We start from the raw sequence: 15,665 nt of genomic DNA on the forward strand, positions 1-15,665 counted from the left end.
GGTATTTCTTATGAGTAAATTACTTAAATCCATCATGCTTGCTGCCGGTATTCTTGTTTCTGCGACTGCGGTTGCTGCGGATTATCCAACAAAGAACATACGCCTTGTGGTTCCATTTGGTGCAGGTGGTGGTACAGATGCGGTGGGTCGTACACTTGCCAATAGTGCTAAAGATATTTTAGGGCAAAACATTTCGGTGATGAACCGCACTGGTGGCGCTGGCGCTGTAGGCATGAGCTTTGGTGCCCAACAACGACCTGATGGCTATACGTTAACTGTTGTGACTCGTGAGATTGCCTCTTTACCGCAAATGGGGTTAATGCAACACACGGCAGACGACTTTAAATTGATCCGTATGGTGAACCTTGATCCTGCGGTTGTGCTGGTTTCAGCAGACAGCCCATACAATACGATTAATGATTTGATTAAAGAAGCGAAAGAAAATCCTGGCAAAGTGAAATTTGCTTCAACGGCTGCGCCAAATTTTTATTTAATGGCTTTGGAAAAAGACCAAAACATTAAACTTAATGCCATCCCTTATAACGGCGCATCGGAAGCCATTCCATCGGTTCTTGGTAAGCATACTGATGTAACTATGGTCACGCCGGGTGAAGCGATTGCTCAGCTGCGTTCTGGTCAATTAAAAGCATTAGGTGTGATGTCTAACGAACGAATTCAATACATCCCAGATGTAGCAACTTTAAAAGAGCAAGGTGTTGATGTAGTAACAGGTACGTGGCGTGGTATTGGTGCACCGAAAGATACGCCAGATGCAATCATTGAAACTTTAGGTAAAGCCTTTGATCAAGCGATGGCATCTGAAGAGTTTAAAGATTTCATGGCAAAAGGTGCAATGACTATTCATAACCTTGATGCGGCAACCTTTACTCAGTTTGTTAAAGATGACACAAAAACACTGGGTGAATTAATTAAGTAACTCGGCTTTTTCGTCAGTAATACCAATCAACGTTAGTCAACGAAGGTGACCTGTGACTTTCTGAGATTACCTAAGATAGCAGCCTTCATTCTTGAGGGTTGCTATATTTTTCATTTTAAATGAGTTTTTAAGGATGGATTCTATGCTCAATAGAAATGTCGTTTTCCCGTCCATTATCATTGTGTTGAGTGCGATCGCCTTTGCAGTTATCACACAATTTGATAGTCCTATGTATCAAGACTCCAGTGTGAGTGCGAAATTTTTTCCAATGGCCATCGTCGTGGCTCAAATTGTGATTTGTGTATTGTTGCTTGTTCAATATAAGTTGAAAGGGGATCAATCACTGCAAGAAGCTTTTATTTCTAAAATGTCTATTTTTGGTATCTGCTTTTTAATTGGCTATGCCTTGCTTATTAGTGTGCTTGGTTACTTATATGCCAGTCTTGCTGCTTTCATGTTCTATCTTGTTTATTTCAAAATAAAGAAGCCCGTTTATTACGTGGTTGCCATCATTTTTGTTGTTGCAGTGAATTACTTATTTGGTGAGGTTTTTTATATATCACTACCGCAAGCGATGTGGTTATAGGATGCAATTATGTTTGAATATTTAATGGATGGTTTAACCACAGCACTGAGCCCAGCCGTTTTTCCTGTTCTCTTTTTTGGTGTGTTGGGCGGTATTATTTTAGGCGCTTTACCTGGCTTAACTGCAACCATGGGGGTGGCGATATTACTCCCATTTACTTTTGGTATGGATCCTACCGCAGCATTAGTCATGCTGATCGGTGTTTATATTGGCGGTATTTATGGTGGCTCTATTGCCGCTATTTTACTTAAAACACCGGGCACGCCAGCTTCGGCTGCCAGCGTGCTAGATGGGCATACTTTGGCCGCAAAAGGTCAAGCAGCAAGAGCGTTGAGTATTTCTGCTGTGGCCTCATTTGTAGGTGGCTTAATCAGTACTATTATTTTGATTGCGATTGCTCCTAAGTTGGCAGATTTTGCTTTAAGGTTTAATGCTCCGGAATACTTTGCTTTGGCTTTGTTTGGCTTAACGATAATCGCTAGCGTATCTTCAACCAATATACTAAAAGGCTTATTGGCGGGGACTATTGGTTTGTTGGTATCAACCGTGGGGTTAGATCCGATTAGCAGCGTGCCGAGATTTACATTTGGCATTATGGATTTATACAGCGGTATTAACGTAATTCCAGTATTGATTGGTTTATTTGCTCTTTCTGAAGCGTTGAGTCAGCTAGAAAAAATCTTGTCAGAGAAAAGTGTTGCTCCTCCTAAGTTTGACCATAAATTATTAAGCGCTCGAGATTTGAAAGACATACTGCCGACCACCATTAAAAGTGGATTGATGGGGACAACTATCGGTTCTGTTCCCGGTGCTGGTGCAGATATTTCGGCATTTGTTTGTTACAACGAAGCAAAACGTTCATCTAAAAATCCAGAAGAGTTTGGTAAAGGCTCTATTCGTGGCTTAGCGGCGGCTGAATCGGGCAATAATGGTGTGACCGGTGGCTCTTTAGTGCCTTTATTAACGTTGGGTGTTCCGGGCGATGCTGTCGCGGCGGTATTACTGGGAGCGTTGATTGTACAAGGTTTAACACCTGGGCCACTGTTGTTTGCTCAAAATCCTGATGTTGTTTATGGTGTATTCAGTTCAATGCTGGTGGCTAATGTGGTGATGTTGGCGATTGGTTTATTTGGTATCCGATTCTTCTGCCGAATTATTGAAGTGCCGAAAATGATCATGATCCCAATCATTGTCTTCTTATCTGTGGTGGGGGCTTATGCAATTAACAATTCAATGTTTGATGTTGGGATTGCGATTGCGTTTGGTTTGATTGGGTTTGTGTTTACTAAGCTCGATATTCCATCTTCCCCTGTGCTGCTCGCGATTATTTTAGGGCCAATGGCGGAAACCAATTTAAGAAAATCGTTAATGATGTATGAAGGGAGTTGGTCATTCCTATACGACCGTCCAATCGCTTTAGCGTTTATTGTATTAGCGGTATTCTCGGTTTATTCGACCATGAGAATGAAGAAGAAACAAAAAGCGCAATCGGATGCTGCCAACGAATAAAACAAAGGTGGCTTAACCGTTTAAAGTGCATAAAAAAGCGAGTACCAATGCTGGTACTCGCTTTTATTTTTTTGTTCTCTCTTAGTGAGAGTGAACGCTTATTGTAGGCCTAATTTCTTCTCAAGGTAGTGGATATTTGCACCACCGTGTTGGAAGTTTTCGTCATTCATAATGTTCATTTGTAGAGGAATGTTGGTTTTGATGCCATCAATGATGGTTTCACCTAGTGCATTCTTCATACGAGCAATCGCCACGTCGCGGTTTTCACCGAAAGTGATCAGCTTGCCGATCATTGAATCGTAATGAGGCGGTACTGTGTAGCCTGCGTAAACGTGAGATTCCCAACGAACGCCCATACCACCTGGTGGATGGAAGTGTTGGATTTTACCCGGGCAAGGTAGGAAACGCTCTGGATCTTCCGCATTAATACGACACTCAACGGCATGGCCGCGGATTTTGATGTCATTTTGTGTGAAAGATAGAGGCTGACCTGCAGCAATACGCAATTGCTCTTTGATCAAATCAATGCCCGTCACCATTTCTGTCACAGGATGCTCTACTTGAATACGGGTGTTCATTTCAATGAAGTAGAACTCACCATTTTCATATAAGAATTCAAATGTACCTGCACCGCGGTAGTTGATCTCGATACAAGCACGAGTACAACGCTCACCAATGTATTGACGCATTTCTTCGGTAATACCTGGTGCTGGAGCTTCTTCCACTACTTTCTGGTGACGACGTTGCATTGAACAGTCACGTTCACCTAAGTGGATAGCGCCGCCTTGACCGTCAGCTAAAACTTGAACTTCAATGTGACGAGGGTTTTCTAGGTATTTCTCCATGTAAACCATGTCATTATTGAAGAACGATTTTGCTTCAGAACGTGTCATGGCAATCGCTTCAACTAATTCTTTGTCGCTGCGTACTACACGCATACCACGACCGCCGCCGCCGCCAGACGCTTTGATGATAACTGGGTAGCCAATGCGTTTTGCAAACGCACGGTTTTTCGCATCATCATCGTCAAGTGGACCGTCAGAGCCAGGTACACAAGGTACACCCGCTTTTTTCATGGCGTTGATTGCAGAAACTTTGTCACCCATTAGGCGAATGGTCTCGGCTTTCGGGCCAACAAAAATAAAGCCTGAATTCTCAACTTGTTCAGCGAAGTCCGCATTTTCAGATAGAAAACCGTAACCCGGGTGGATTGCCACTGCGCCACTGACTTCAGCCGCGGAAATGATACGAGGAACATTCAAGTAGCTGTCTGTGCTGCGAGCAGGACCAATACAAATGGTTTCATCTGCAAGCAATACGTGTTTTAAATCACGGTCAGCAGTTGAGTGAATAGCAACGGTTTTGATGCCTAACTCTTTACATGCGCGAAGAATACGAAGGGCGATTTCACCTCGGTTCGCGATGACTAATTTATCTAGCATTTATCTTGCCTCTTAATCGGTGCGACTATTCAATAATTACAAGCGCTTGATCAAATTCTACTGGTTGACCGTCTTCTACTAAGATCGCTTTAATTACACCTGATTTGTCTGCTTCAATTTGGTTCATCATTTTCATCGCTTCAACGATACAGATGGTTTGACCTTCTTCGACCGATTGACCGACTTCGATGAATGATTTTGATTCAGGGCTTGGAGAACGGTAGAACGTACCTACCATTGGAGAAAGCACTTTATGACCTGATTCAACAGGTGCTGCTGGTGCTTCTACTGCTGCTGTTGCAGGAGCGGCTACTGGCGCTGCTACTGGAGCAGGAGCTGCTGCATATTGGATAGGTGCCGCAGGCGCTGCTTGGTTGCTGTAGCGATTGATACGTACTGATTCTTCACCTTCAGAGATTTCAAGTTCAGCAATACCAGATTCTTCTACTAGCTCAATAAGCTTCTTGATTTTACGAATATCCATAATGTTTTCTCTATTAGTTTAATTATTCATTTCAAGGTGACAATAAATGACCACCAAGCTTGTATGCATTGTCGAAATTGTCTCGACGCCGCTATAAATTCCTGACCGCGCTTTCTTATCTAAGTGTCCGATTTATTAAATACCAAGTGATCTGAATCACTCGGAATTAATGACTCGGTTTACTTAAGTGTGAAAATGCCGCCGACAGTGCAAATTGATAACCTTGCGCACCTAACCCACAAATCACGCCGACTGCTTTATCGGAAAGATAAGAGTGGTGGCGAAACGCTTCGCGCGCATGAACGTTAGAAAGGTGAACTTCAATAAATGGAATATTAACCCCAAGCAACGCATCGCGCAGTGCCACACTGGTGTGGGTAAAAGCGGCTGGGTTGATGATGATAAAGTCGATATTATTATGGGCAGCATGAATCGCTTCAATCAGCTCGTATTCACGATTAGATTGTAAGTGAGACAGTTGAATGCCTAACTCTGTAGCTTGCGCTTCTAAGTTGGCAACAATATCGGGTAACGTGTTCGAACCATAGTGTGTCGGTTCACGTAACCCGAGCAAATTTAAATTCGGCCCATTTAAGACGAGAACTCGTAAGTTTGCTGACATTGTGTGGCTAATATCCATTAAAGTGAATGTAAAATGCATCATGTCATAATTTTGATGAATTGCTAAGTAAGAAAGCAAAAAAATTGACCGTGCATCCACTAATTTGGTCAATTATAGCTAAATCAACGCAAATCGCAGCATTTTACTGGTCTAATGAGGTAAAAGATGGATGGCGGCTTCTATTTCGCCATTTTTATTAACGTGTGGAGTTAGACTTCTTTTTTGTATTAAGTTCGCTAGAAATGATGATGTATTCATGATTTAAACACCGTCATCTTTAAAGTGATGATGACGTGATTAGGGATTTATATTCAGCGTGTTGTGTGATTGGATTTCAATATAAAAAAACCGCAGCCTAAGCCGCGGTTTATAATGTTGATTTATTGACTCTTTGGTGTCGTTAAACCAAGTTCGCTTTCTCTTCGATAAGCTTATCGACCACACTTGGATCGGCAAGGGTTGAAGTATCACCCAAGCTATCGGTATCACCGGTGGCAATTTTGCGTAAGATACGGCGCATGATCTTGCCTGAACGTGTTTTTGGTAGCGAGTCCGTCCAATGCAGCACGTCTGGTGTAGCAATTGGTCCAATTTCTTTACGTACCCAATCTTTCACTTCTTTATGCAATTCTGCAGATGGGAACTCACCGTCGTTTAGCGTGATGTAGGCGTAAATTGCTTGGCCTTTAATATCATGTGGAACGCCGACAATCGCTGCTTCAGCAATTTTATCAAACGCCACTAACGCTGATTCAATTTCTGCGGTGCCCATGCGGTGACCAGATACGTTTAATACATCATCAACGCGGCCTGTGATCCAGTAATAACCATCTTCATCACGACGAGCCCCATCACCAGTGGTGTACACGCCTTTGAAGGTCGAGAAGTAAGTTTGCTCGAAGCGGTCATGATCGCCATAAATGGTACGCATTTGTCCTGGCCATGAATCGGTGATCACGAGGTTACCTTCATTCGCGCCTTCTAATGCACCGCCTTCGTTATCCAATAGCGCAGGTTGCACGCCAAAGAAAGGACGAGTAGCAGAGCCAGGTTTTAAGTCCGTTGCTCCAGGTAGTGGCGTGATGAGGATGCCGCCAGTTTCGGTTTGCCACCCAAGTATCAACAATTGGGCAGCGCTCATCACCAATCGTTTTGTAGTACCACTCCCAAGCTTCTGGGTTAATGGGTTCACCCACTGAGCCCATAATACGTAAGCTTGAACGTGAGGTGCCTTTATTCGCTTCATCCCCTTTTGCCATTAACGCGCGAATAGCGGTTGGCGCAGTGTATAGAATGCTAACGTTATGTTTGTCGACGACTTCACTCATGCGGCTGGTGTTTGGATAGTTTGGCACACCTTCAAATAAGATGGTTTTTGCGCCATTCGCTAATGGGCCGTAAACAAGGTAAGTATGACCGGTGATCCAACCTACATCCGCGGTACACCAGAATACGTCGCCTTCTTGGTGATCGAACACGTATTTAAAGGTCATTGCCGCGTAAACAAGGTAACCACCCGTGGTGTGTAGTACACCTTTAGGCTTGCCGGTTGAGCCTGAGGTGTAAAGAATAAACAGTGGGTCTTCTGCATTCATTGGTTCAGGTTCACACTCAGGAGAGGCTTGCTCTGCGGCTTCGTGCCACCAAATATCACGCTCGCTGTTCCACTCGACATGACCGCCAGTGCGTTGGAAAACCACCACACTTGAGATATTGGTATCTGGGTTTTTCAGTGCTTGGTCAACGTTGGCTTTTAATGGTACTGCTCGGCCGCCACGTACGCCTTCATCGGCAGTAATCACGACTTTAGCGTTAGAATCAATAATACGGCCAGATAATGCTTCTGGTGAGAAACCACCAAATACCACGGTATGAATCGCGCCAATACGAGTACATGCTAGCATAGCAACGGCCGCTTCTGGCACCATTGGCATGTATAAGCAAACTACATCGCCTTTTTTCACGCCTTGTGCTTTTAATACGTTAGAGAAGCGGCAAACTTTGTCATGCAGTTGGTTGAAAGTAATTTGGTCATCGTCTTTCGGGTCATCGCCTTCCCAGATGATCGCGACTTCATCGCCGCGCTCTGCAAGGTGGCGATCAATACAGTTGGCCGATACGTTGAGTTGGCCATCTTCAAACCATTTAATGTTGATATTACCCGGTTCAAAAGAGGTGTTTTTTACTTGAGTAAACGGTTTGATCCAATCAACGATTTTGCCATGTTTGCCCCAGAACAATTGTGGGTCATTAACAGATTCTTGATACATGGATAGGTAAGTATCGTTATCAGCGTGAGTGTGCTTTTGGATATTGTCTTTGACAGGATGAATATGTACTTCACTCATTGTGCTCTCCTTGCATGAGGCAGACTCAATTTCTAAGTCGATTATTGTTCTTAATTGAAATCATTCTTCAGTTTAAATAGCTGTTGATTTAACTTTCTGCTTATCTCGGCTTTTCTACAATTAGACTTTAGGCTTATAGCTTGTAAATTAAGGTTTTTTTAAGCTGGCAATGCCAAAAAGTGAGAGCTGAGTCTGAACTTTTTTGGCATTTTATCGATTAAAGATGACGTTTGAATGTCTATTTTTTGTACGCCAAACTCGGATTGGGCAGTGAACCATGAGTGAGTCGAACATAAATTAGCGCGGCAGTGATGGTGTCTTGCAGGGCATCGTGGCGTTCTTGAATGGGTAGATCTAAATGCCGACAAATCGCTTCTAAACTTAAGTCACAATAAGCGTTGGGTAATAAGCGCTCGAGCCTTTCATGGTAAAGATGGCTTACTTCGATTAAAGGATTAGGCAGTGGAAAACCAAAATGTTTTTTGTAAGCTCGGTCTAAAATCGTTTTGTCGTAACGAATGTGGTAGCCAACCAATGGTCGATTGCCGATGAAATCGAGCAGTTTTTGCAATCCTTCCTCTTCTGAATACCCATCTTCTAAATCGTGATGACGCATTTTATGAATACGAATAGAGTGTTCATTTAACGATTGAGGTGCTTTTAAGCGAATATGAAAAGGCTCGCTGGTGATGATTTTATTGTCGATGATTTTAGTTGCGGCAATGGTGACTAATTCGGCTTGCTTCGGGTTTAAGCTGGTGGTCTCGCAATCGAGAGACACAAACTCATCCGTTGGGATTGATCGAAATAATGGCTGATATTTCGAGCCATTCAGTTGGTAATACCACCATAATCGTTGCAGTGAATTCATGGGCTACTCGCGAATTTGATAATGGTAGCTCAACCATTGCTTAAACTTTTTTACGACGTGTAAGCTATGGCGGAGTAAATCGCGGTCGGTACGATTGAGCTGTTGAACGTCCAATTGGTTATGACTGTGATTTAGGTTGAGTTGTTGGCTTAAGCGCCATTTAATAAACAGTTTTAATGCTTCAGATAAATTATCTGCAGTGAGTTTTTCTAAAACATTTCGCTGGCAAAGTTGTTCAATGCGCTCAAAGGTATTGGTTTGAGAGACGCCAAATTCTAATGCTAAGCTGCGAATACCATGCACGATAGGGAAAATGCCGCCTTGTTTGATGTCGATGCCTTGCTTGCTTTGCTTCACGTTACCAAACAGCGTTAATGGCACGGCAAAGCCCAATGCTGGGCGAGCAAACTCCATTAATAACAGTGATTGTTGCTGCATGTATTGTTGTAGATGTGCCTTCACTGGTGTGAGTAAGGCTTGATTGCCTGCAATGGCGTGAGCATCGGCCATGATGGCAAGGTTCATCACGGATTGCGGGGTATTTTGTTCTGCCCAATGTTGAATGGTTTTTTTCCAATCGAGTTGAGATTTAACCCATTCAGGGTTGTTCACCATGACTTTGCCTTTGCAAGGTGGGTAACCTAACTGTTGTAAGGTATGGCTTAATGTTTCCATTAATGGGCCGAATTGATGCCAGTGCAAGCCATCTTTGACGATGAGAGCATTATCTTGATCGGTTTTAAGGATTTGTTCACTGCGACCTTCTGACCCCAGCACCAATAAGCAGCAATGATCATGTAGGTTGTGCGGCACAATTAAGTCGAAGGCTTTTTCGATGATTTGTTCATTGACTGCCGAAATCAGTTCCATGATGAAGCGAGTTCGGATGCCATTTCGATATAAAGTTTGCACCAGCTCGCGCTGTTTTCCTGCGGCAAAGACTAATTCGTCAATATTATTGGCGTTGGCAATACGCAAGGTCAACACATGAGAGTGGGTCGAGAAGGCGCTTAACACTTGAGTAAGATGCAATATTCCCACGACTGCGTCGCCTTGAGTGACGGCCAGTCGTTTGCACTTATTTCGAGTCATGCTGATCATGGCATCGAATAAATAGTCACCTTGTTTCACCGACATGACCGGAGAGTGGGCGATATCTTTTACATCACAGTCTAAGGTTTTATTTTGCAAAGCAATGGCGTGCAATAAGTCAGTTCGGGTGACAATGCCTAATACCTTGGGTGATGCGGGATCTAATGGGACGAATACCGCATCGGTACTATGTAGTTGCATTTGCTCTACAGCGCTTTTTAAGCTCGCATTCGATTCAATACATAACGCTTGGCTGTAAATGTTTCGATCGACTTTAGTCAACATAAACTCGGCTAAGTTTTGTTGTTTATGTGCGTTATCGATCAAGGCTTGGCGTTTTGAAAGGTTATTATCAAAATACGCGGCAAATTGCGGGTTAGCTTGATACAGCGCCATGAAAATAGACTGAGGAAGCAAGTAAGCTAAGGTGTCTTCTAATGCGGTATAACGATGTTTAATCACACCATCAATCTGTGAGCGAACATCAAAGAGATCTTCAGTGGAGTAGTGTGCAAACACTTCGCTACCTTGGTCATCCGTTTCTTCGACAATCCCTTTGATCATGATGAAAAGGTGATCGGCTGATTTTCCCGGCGTAAGAATGGTATCGGATTGGCGAAAATAAGCGACATCTAAGCTCGAGCGAAGGCGTTGTTGTTCCTGTTCGGATAAGCGATCAAACGGCGCTAATGTCATGTTGAACTTATCTGGCATCGATATCTACTCACCAAGAAATAACCTGAGCATTGAGTGTGTACACTTTTATCCTATCTCGCTAGACGACTTTGGTCTAAATGCCCAATGATAGGATATGAATAAAAATAAATAGCGGAAAAATGCCTCGATTAAAGGGCGGAATAAAATAGTCATCCGCACGGTTTAGAGGCATAATTGCCTTGGTTTCTACCTTCCTTTTTCTGCGCATTTTTGAACGGAATACTCATGCTCACACCGTCTCCATTTGGTTGGATTTCTCAATATTTTTTCGGATTCTTTTTTGCTTACGGTGTGTACCTGCCTTTTTGGGGATTATGGTTTTCCGAGCAAGGCGTGTCGGCGAGTGAGATAGGCCTGTTGATCGGCATTGGTTTTGCTACTCGTTGTGTCACCAATTTAGTGTTAACACCAAGGTTGCATAAAGTTGAGCATTTAATGCCAGCTTTGCGCATTTTGACGTTTGCCGCGCTGATTTTCTGTGCATTGCATTTCTTTACCGGAGGCAACTTTTGGCTTTTGGCCTTAGCGACGGTTGGATTTAATGCCTGTTTTGGCCCAGGTATACCTTTGTCGGATGCGGTGGCCAATTCTTACAGTAAGTTGAATCTAATGGATTATGGTCGCAGCCGTTTATGGGGCTCAGTGGCTTTTATTGTGGGTTCGACCGTGGTGGGGTATCTGGTGAATGGGTTTGGCAGTGATATGGTGGTGTATACCGCGATGGCTGGCCTTGTGTGTACTTTCTTATTTTCATTACGCACCCCAAGTATTGCCCTGCAAACGCAAGTGGAAAATCATCACAGGCCTAGGCCTAAAGTGCTTGAGCTTTTAAAGCAATGGCCAGTGGTGAAGTTTTTATTGTTGGTTGCGTTAATCCAAGGTTCGCATGCTGCGTATTACAGTTTTAGTGCTATTCATTGGAAAGCATCGGGCATTTCGGAGTCGGTCATTGGGTATTTATGGAGCTTTTCGGTGGTTTCGGAAGTGATCTTATTTGCTTTTAGTGGCCGATTGTTTGCGGGTTGGTCATTACGAACGATGTTCTTATTGGCTTCGGTTGCCAGTATTGTGCGTTGGAGTGGATTGGCATTAACCAATGATATTTGGTTGCTTGCTTTACTGCAAACTTTGCACGGACTGACCTTTGCATTAGCTCATTATGCCACGATTCGATATATTCAACAGGCCGACGACCGTCACATGGTGCCGCTACAAGCCTTATACAATGCGATTCCATTAGGGGCTTTTGTGGCAATTATGACCGCCATCAGTGGTTGGGGTTATGAATACTGGGGAGGTGGTATTTTTTGGATTATGGCGGCAATGGGCCTGATGGCTTTGCTGATTAAACTTGATGAGCCTCAGCCTCGCGACGTTCGAGCATGACATTAAACCGTATGCACAGGATTGAAAGATAAGCCCAATTTCTCCACCGATCCCACAAATCAATCGTAAATAGATTGAGATGAGCATAAGCGCATAGCACAATGCCTTAAAGGGTGCTGATGACTCAGCGTGAAAAATAGATACCCAAAGTAATTGAAGCTGCAGTGAATAAATTTTAGCTTCAAGTAAGAGACGATACACGGACGTATGATTTGAGGTTCTATGCAAGGATGGATTGTGATCCCAGTGTCGTTGGCATATCTGGGAATTTTATTTTTAATCGCATGGTATGGCGATAGACAAAGAAGCTGGTTATTTCGCTGGCGACCTTGGATTTATAGCCTATCCATTGCCGTGTATTGCACCTCGTGGACGTTTTACGGTACGGTCGGTCAAGCCAGTGCTGACATGTGGTCATTCCTGCCAATTTACCTTGCTCCTATTTTGGTGTTTACCTTTGGGTGGCGCATTTTAGCGAGACTTATCCTAGTCACAAAGCGTGAGCACATCACGTCGATTGCTGATTTTATTGCTGCTCGTTATGGGAAATCACAAGGTTTAGCCATTGTGGTGACCTTGATTGCGGTCATCGGTATTCTTCCTTATATCGCTTTGCAACTTCGTGGAATCACTATGGGGCTAGAGCTTGTGGCCCCTAATTTGATGGCGGAACTTGGTTATCAAGACCTGCAAGTCTCTTGGTTTGTGGTAGGCGTGATGGCCATGTTTACCATTTTATTTGGCACTCGCCATATTGATAATACCGAGCATCATCGTGGCATCATGATGGCGATTGCCTTTGAATCAGTCGTTAAATTGGTCGCCTTCTTAATGGTTGGCGTTTTTGTGGTGTACTTGATTTATCAAGAGCCAGATATATCGATGATGACTCTGGCAAAGCAATATTATCAATCCCCTAATATTCCAACATTGCTTATTCATATGGTGCTCACCATGGCGGCGATCATCTGTTTGCCACGGCAATTTCACACCACCATTGTTGAAAACGATCAAGCGCGTGATTTGCATACCGCCAGACGCGTGTTTCCACTGTATTTATTCTTAATGGGTCTTTTTGTTTTGCCACTCGCTTTGGCTGGGCAATATTTACTTGCTGGCAGCAGTGCCGATGCTTATGTGATCAATGTGCCATTATCGGTGGGCGCAAATAATATTGCGTTATTGGCCTATCTTGGGGGGACATCCGCAGCCAGTGGCATGGTGATTGTGTCGACCATTGCCCTAACCATCATGGTATCGAATGATTTAGTGTGGCCATTGCTGTTGCGTCGGATGAAATTATCCAATGCCAAGCCCGGCCAAATATCGGGATTGTTGCTGAATGTTCGCCGCGCATTAATTGCTTTGTTATTACTGGGTGCTTGGGGTTTTTATCAGGTACTTGATCAAGTGTCATCGTTGTCGGTAATTGGTTTGCTTTCGTTTGCTGCGATTGCGCAATTTTCCCCTGCGCTATTAGGTGGGCTGTACTGGCGACAAGGCAATCGACAAGGGGTGTATGTCGGGTTAGGACTGGGGTTTCTGGTGTGGCTTGCGACTTTAATGTTACAAACCAATATGTTGGCTGGCAGCGCGGAAACCAACTTTTTGGTGTGGATGCTAACCCCGCCACAATGGCTGCAAGCGTTAAATCTAAATTCTGCTGACTGGGGCATGGCATTAAGCCTTGTGGTTAATACCGTGGCTTATTTTGTGGTGTCTCAACTCACCCGTTCTAGTTTAAGCGATCGCTTGCAAGCGGCTTCTTTTGTTGGCACGCCTATGCCAGAAAGTGAAGATGTGAGTATTTATCAAAGCCGAGTCAGTGTGGCAGAGCTTGAAATGTTGGCATCACGTTTTGTTGGGCGTAAACGAGCTAGAACGGCATTTCAATTGTTCTGGGCTCAGCAACCCGAAACCTCTCTTCCTCAACAGCAAGCTTCTGCGCAATTAATTCGTCATACCGAAAGGGTGCTCGCCGGTGTGTTTGGCGCCTCTTCAGCACGCTTGGTGCTAACTTCAGCACTCAAAGGTCGAAACATGCAACTAGAGGAAGTGGCGGCCATTGTCGATGAAGCTTCAGAGTTGTACGATTTTAGCCGCGGCTTATTACAAGGTGCGATTGAGCACGTTAGCCAAGGTATTGCAGTGGTGGATAAACAACTGCGGCTGGTGGCGTGGAACCAACGGTATATTGAATTATTTGATTTTCCTCCCGGTTTAATCCAAGTGGGTCGGCCGATTGCCGATATAATTCGCCACAATGCACAACAAGGTTTATGTGGGCCGGGCGATCCTGAAGTGCATGTTCGTCGCCGGGTTGAACACTTAGAGCGCGGTACTAAACATACTTCATCGCGTATCCGTGACGATGGTCAAGTGATTGAGGTGCAAGGCAACCCGATGCCTGGCGGTGGTTTTGTGATGAGTTTCTCTGACATTACTGCATTTAGGCGCGCCGAGCAGGCTTTAAAAGAAGCCAATGAAAACCTTGAAGATCGCGTGCAAGAACGAACCCATGAACTTGAAAATTTAAACACTAAGTTAGTTTCAGCGACGCAAGGTGCAGAACAAGCCTCTCAATCGAAAAGTCGTTTATTGGCGGCGGTCAGCCATGATTTAATGCAACCGCTTAATGCTGCACGCTTATTTGCGTCATCGTTATCGGAAACGGCCACCGATGAGAACACCAAAAAGTTTTCTTCGCATATTGAAAGTGCGCTTGGGGCGGCGGAAGATTTAATTGGCGATTTATTGGATATTTCTCGCTTAGAATCCGGCAAGGTTCCAACGGATGTGAAAGGTTTTGCTCTGCGCGATGTACTGGATAAGTTAGATGCAGAATTTAGCGTACTTGCCACTGAGCAAAATATTATTTTCCACCGTATTCCCACTAACTTTATTGTCGAATCTGACCCTAAATTATTACGTCGCGCTTTACAAAATTTATTGACCAATGCATTTCGTTACAGCCAAAAAGAAGGGCAAACCAGTCGTGTTGTATTAGGTGTGCGCCGCAGTGGTGAGCAAGTGAAAATTGAAGTGTGGGATAACGGTATCGGGATTCCTGTAGAAAAACAGAGTGAGATTTTTGATGAATTTACTCGGGTTGATCAAAACCGCGCCGATCAAGGATTAGGCTTAGGGCTTGCGATTGCCAGAGGGATCACTCGGTTATTGAATCACCGGATTGAATTGCGATCATGGCCGGGTGATGGAACGGTATTTTCTATCACTTTAAATAAAGGTAAATTACAACCGCTAGAAAGCGCGGCGGTAGCGCCAATCGAACATGCGCCATTAGCCAATATCAAAGTATTGTGTGTGGATAATGAGCCGGCCATATTACTTGGGATGCAAACCTTGTTAGAGCGTTGGGGCTGTGAAGTTAGAACCGCAACTGATTTGAAGTTGAGCATGCAAGCGATTGAGCAAGATTGGTGCCCCGAAGTCGTATTCTCTGATTATCATTTGGATAATGGTCGCACTGGATTGGAAGTATTAAATCATCTTCGCCAAGTGCTAGGGGATGGTTTTGTTGGTGTGGTAGTCAGTGCTGATCGTTCTGAAGAAGTGAAGCAAGCGATTCACCAGGGTAACTTCCAATTACTTGCTAAACCAGTGAAACCACTTAAGTTAAGAGCCGTATTAAATCGTTTATAAAATCAAAT

Annotated in this window: 10 protein-coding genes and 1 pseudogene; 5 read left to right on the forward strand and 6 right to left on the reverse strand. The window is 44.0% G+C overall.

The features are described 5' to 3' along the window. Positions 1–10: 10 nt before the first annotated feature. The 3 genes from A1QC_RS01400 (at position 11) to A1QC_RS01410 (ending at position 3,032) form a co-directional block, all read left to right on the forward strand. Positions 11–937, forward strand: a complete 927-nt coding sequence (locus A1QC_RS01400) for a tripartite tricarboxylate transporter substrate binding protein (protein WP_017026581.1) — start codon at positions 11–13, stop codon at positions 935–937. A 142-nt stretch (positions 938–1,079) separates the two neighbouring features. Continuing rightward, positions 1,080–1,523, forward strand: a complete 444-nt coding sequence (locus A1QC_RS01405; RefSeq protein ID WP_017026582.1) for a tripartite tricarboxylate transporter TctB family protein — start codon at positions 1,080–1,082, stop codon at positions 1,521–1,523. A 9-nt stretch (positions 1,524–1,532) separates the two neighbouring features. Beyond that, on the forward strand, positions 1,533–3,032 hold the full coding sequence (locus A1QC_RS01410) for a tripartite tricarboxylate transporter permease (RefSeq protein ID WP_017026583.1): 1,500 nt from the start codon (positions 1,533–1,535) through the stop codon (positions 3,030–3,032). Between the two features lie 98 nt (positions 3,033–3,130). Here A1QC_RS01410 and accC read toward each other — a convergent pair whose 3' ends face one another. From accC to A1QC_RS01440, 6 genes and pseudogenes are all read right to left on the reverse strand, one after another. Next, positions 3,131–4,474 (reverse strand): acetyl-CoA carboxylase biotin carboxylase subunit, encoded by a 1,344-nt coding sequence (accC, locus tag A1QC_RS01415; protein WP_017026584.1) that lies wholly within the window; start codon positions 4,472–4,474, stop codon positions 3,131–3,133. 25 nt (positions 4,475–4,499) lie between these two features. Beyond that, complete coding sequence (gene accB / locus A1QC_RS01420; protein WP_017026585.1) at positions 4,500–4,958, reverse strand: acetyl-CoA carboxylase biotin carboxyl carrier protein; 459 nt, start codon at positions 4,956–4,958, stop codon at positions 4,500–4,502. A gap of 166 nt (positions 4,959–5,124) precedes the next feature. Next, positions 5,125–5,580, reverse strand: coding sequence for a type II 3-dehydroquinate dehydratase (gene aroQ / locus A1QC_RS01425; protein WP_017026586.1), 456 nt, complete (start codon positions 5,578–5,580; stop codon positions 5,125–5,127). A gap of 400 nt (positions 5,581–5,980) precedes the next feature. Then, positions 5,981–7,928, reverse strand: a pseudogene (gene acs / locus A1QC_RS01430) (acetate--CoA ligase). Between the two features lie 238 nt (positions 7,929–8,166). Beyond that, positions 8,167–8,799, reverse strand: coding sequence for a 3'-5' exonuclease (locus A1QC_RS01435; RefSeq protein ID WP_017026587.1), 633 nt, complete (start codon positions 8,797–8,799; stop codon positions 8,167–8,169). Positions 8,800–8,802: 3 nt separating this feature from the next. Continuing rightward, on the reverse strand, positions 8,803–10,605 hold the full coding sequence (locus A1QC_RS01440) for a DUF294 nucleotidyltransferase-like domain-containing protein (protein ID WP_017026588.1): 1,803 nt from the start codon (positions 10,603–10,605) through the stop codon (positions 8,803–8,805). Between the two features lie 228 nt (positions 10,606–10,833). On the opposite strand from A1QC_RS01440, the gene A1QC_RS01445 reads away from it, so the two are divergent. Both A1QC_RS01445 and A1QC_RS01450 read left to right on the forward strand, forming a co-directional pair. Then, a complete protein-coding gene (locus A1QC_RS01445) occupies positions 10,834–11,994 on the forward strand; it encodes a 3-phenylpropionate MFS transporter (protein WP_017026589.1) in 1,161 nt (386 codons plus the stop codon). 222 nt (positions 11,995–12,216) lie between these two features. Next, positions 12,217–15,657: a hybrid sensor histidine kinase/response regulator gene (locus tag A1QC_RS01450; RefSeq protein ID WP_017026590.1), complete on the forward strand. Its 3,441-nt coding sequence runs from the start codon at positions 12,217–12,219 to the stop codon at positions 15,655–15,657. Positions 15,658–15,665: the final 8 nt, after the last annotated feature.

The sequence above is a fragment of the Vibrio rumoiensis 1S-45 genome, from assembly GCF_000286955.2.
In the GTDB taxonomy this organism is placed as follows: Bacteria; Pseudomonadota; Gammaproteobacteria; order Enterobacterales; family Vibrionaceae; genus Vibrio; species Vibrio rumoiensis_A.

Coding starts and splice junctions, on each gene's coding strand:
- A1QC_RS01440 (WP_017026588.1), bottom strand. CDS start 10,605: ATGCCAGATAAGTTCAACATGACATTAGCGCCGTTTGATCGCTTATCC.
- accC (WP_017026584.1), bottom strand. CDS start 4,474: ATGCTAGATAAATTAGTCATCGCGAACCGAGGTGAAATCGCCCTTCGT.
- accB (WP_017026585.1), bottom strand. CDS start 4,958: ATGGATATTCGTAAAATCAAGAAGCTTATTGAGCTAGTAGAAGAATCT.
- A1QC_RS01405 (WP_017026582.1), top strand. CDS start 1,080: ATGCTCAATAGAAATGTCGTTTTCCCGTCCATTATCATTGTGTTGAGT.
- A1QC_RS01445 (WP_017026589.1), top strand. CDS start 10,834: ATGCTCACACCGTCTCCATTTGGTTGGATTTCTCAATATTTTTTCGGA.
- A1QC_RS01410 (WP_017026583.1), top strand. CDS start 1,533: ATGTTTGAATATTTAATGGATGGTTTAACCACAGCACTGAGCCCAGCC.
- A1QC_RS01435 (WP_017026587.1), bottom strand. CDS start 8,799: ATGAATTCACTGCAACGATTATGGTGGTATTACCAACTGAATGGCTCG.
- A1QC_RS01400 (WP_017026581.1), top strand. CDS start 11: ATGAGTAAATTACTTAAATCCATCATGCTTGCTGCCGGTATTCTTGTT.
- aroQ (WP_017026586.1), bottom strand. CDS start 5,580: ATGTCAGCAAACTTACGAGTTCTCGTCTTAAATGGGCCGAATTTAAAT.
- A1QC_RS01450 (WP_017026590.1), top strand. CDS start 12,217: ATGCAAGGATGGATTGTGATCCCAGTGTCGTTGGCATATCTGGGAATT.